We start from the raw sequence: 2,260 nt of genomic DNA on the forward strand, positions 1-2,260 counted from the left end.
CCTTTTTCGGGGTGCGAACCGCGACGTGTGTCGAGGTTGCGACCGGCAGAGTCCCGCGGCTCGCCCGGCTCCGGCCTGGGAGGGTGACCTCGGCCGGGCGGCGCGGTTAACGGCTTCGCTTACTGAATGCCGCGCGTGCGCAGGGCAGCCGGCGCGAAGTCGGCGGGCGTGCGCTGCAGACTGAAATTGAGCTGTTCTTCCTGGTTGTCGAGTCCGCTGACGAGGTAGCGGCCGGTCAACAGGTCGTAGTGCACTTCGAGCGTCGGGGACACCATCGGCACTTCGTAGTAATTGATCACGTGGGCTTCGGACACGCGCCAGAGCTTGCCCTTGGCGTCGTAGTGATCGGCGACGAGGATCTGCCAGCTGTCTTCGTCGAGGTAGTACGTGCGGCGCGGATTGATGTGGCGCTGGCCGGTCTTCAGGGTCGCTTCGACGACCCAGACGCGGTGCAGTTCGTAGCGCAGGTGCTGCGGCGCGAGGTGGCCGGCCTTGACGAGGTCTTCGGGCTTCAGCTCGCTCGCGTCCGCGCGGTAGGCGTTGTACGGCACGAACAGTTCGCGCTTGCCGACCAGCTTCCAGTCGTAGCGGTCGAGCGCGCCGTTGAACATGTCGAGCATGTCGTTCGTGCGCAGGCCTTCGGATGCGGTGCCCGGGTTGTCATAGGCGACGTTCGGCGCGCGGCGCACGCGGCGCTGGCCGGCGTTGTACAGCCACACGTCGCGCGGCGAGACGGTCGGGTTCAGCGTTTCGTGGACGACTTGCATGTTGCCGGCGAGGCGTGCGGGGCTTTCCACGCTCTGGAAGTAGTACGAGAACACGTTGTCGATCGCGCTCAGGGTCGAGCCCTGGCGGAAGTAGGGGAACAGGAATTCCTCGCGCACGCGGGCGAGGACGAACTGGCCCGATGCGGTCGGCGCAGCCTGGTTCCACCAGCGCGACAGCGCGATGCCGCGGTATTTCAGCTTGTGGTTCCAGATCGCTTCGGCGCCGCTCTGCGGCAGCGGGAACGGAAAGCCTTCGGCCGCGTCGTTGAGTACGTCGCTGCCGTCGGCGAGCTTCGCGGTCGTCGCATTCTTGCGCGTGGTTTCGTAGGTGCGCGCCGGGAATGCGGCGCTGCGGCGGGTCGGATAGACGTTGAGCTTCATATCCGGATATTTCTTCAGCAGCGCGATGTGGCCCGGCGACAGCTTGTCGGCGAAGCGGGCAACGTTCGAGCCATCGATCGCGAACGAGATCGCGTCGTTCGCATAAGGATCGGGATGCGCGCCGCCGAGCGTGTAGTTCTGCGGCGGGCTCGTGAGGCCGCCGCTCCAGCCCGGAATCGTGCCGGCGGTGTTGCCCTGGCGTTCGCCGCCGAGCGGGGTCAGGTCCTTTTCGAGGCGTGCCGCGTCCTGCGGCGTGACGACGGCGTGGGCGCTGACGGTGAACAGCGCGACGACGCACATCAGCGGCAGACGCCGCCAATCGATGGCAAACATGGATCACTCCAGATTTCGATGAAGCCGGGGCCGCGGTGCGCGTCCTGCGCGGGCGGCAAATGCCAAATCCTTGAGCAGCGAGAGAGCCGGCTGAAGAGCGGGGGCGCGCATGGTCTCTGCGCGATCTAGAGCAAACCATCGGCGCAGCGCGTGGCGCCCGGTGTCATCTGAATGGGCGTTCAGCGTGGCGCAGGTTGGCTCGAGCCGCAGGCGTAGCCCAACATCGAGGTGGTTCGGCGTGGCGGTTGTCTGGCGGAGCGACCGGGCTGACGAGGCGGATGCGCCGGACGCGTTGCGGAACGGCGTCGAGAACTTTCGTCTCGGGACGTTCGCTTTGCGGGTATTTCTCGATGTTGGACTTCGCCTGCGGCTCACCCCGACCTACGTCATTGCGGGTCGTAGCCGAGCAGTGGCGGGCTGGGAAGCTGGAACTCCCTCTCTCCCGAGCTCGCCTGGGGGAGAGGGCTTAACGCGCCCGTTTCTCACGCACGCCCGATCCCGTCGTCACTCCGGGTCGTAATCGAGCAGCGGCGCGAGCCAGCGTTCGGCGACTTCGAGGGTCCAGCCTTTGCGCTTTGCGTAGTCTTCCACTTGTTCCTTCGTGACTCGGCCGACGACGAAGTACTGGCTCTGCGGGTGCGAGAAGTACCAGCCCGATACCGCGGCTGCGGGGTACATCGCGAAGCTGTCGGTGAGTTCGATGCCGGTGTTGTTTTCGGCGTCGAGCAGGTCGAACAGCGTGCCTTTCTCGGTGTGTTCGGGGCAGGCGGGATAGCCCG

Annotated in this window: 2 protein-coding genes; both read right to left on the reverse strand. The window is 66.1% G+C overall.

Going from position 1 to position 2,260, the window contains the following annotated elements; translation table 11 throughout:
* Positions 1 to 119: 119 nt before the first annotated feature.
* Complete coding sequence (locus VLF18_RS02990) at positions 120 to 1,481, reverse strand: DUF1329 domain-containing protein (protein WP_325278137.1); 1,362 nt, start codon at positions 1,479 to 1,481, stop codon at positions 120 to 122.
* 504 nt (positions 1,482 to 1,985) lie between these two features.
* On the reverse strand, positions 1,986 to 2,260 hold a 275-nt coding region (locus VLF18_RS02995), incomplete at its 5' end, for a vitamin B12 dependent-methionine synthase activation domain-containing protein (RefSeq protein ID WP_325278138.1).

This window comes from Tahibacter sp. (assembly GCF_035481375.1).
In the GTDB taxonomy this organism is placed as follows: domain Bacteria; phylum Pseudomonadota; class Gammaproteobacteria; order Xanthomonadales; family Rhodanobacteraceae; genus Tahibacter.

Bases quoted from the DNA above. Each gene is read 5' to 3' on its own strand.
- VLF18_RS02990 (WP_325278137.1), bottom strand. From the start codon at position 1,481: ATGTTTGCCATCGATTGGCGGCGTCTGCCGCTGATGTGCGTCGTCGCG.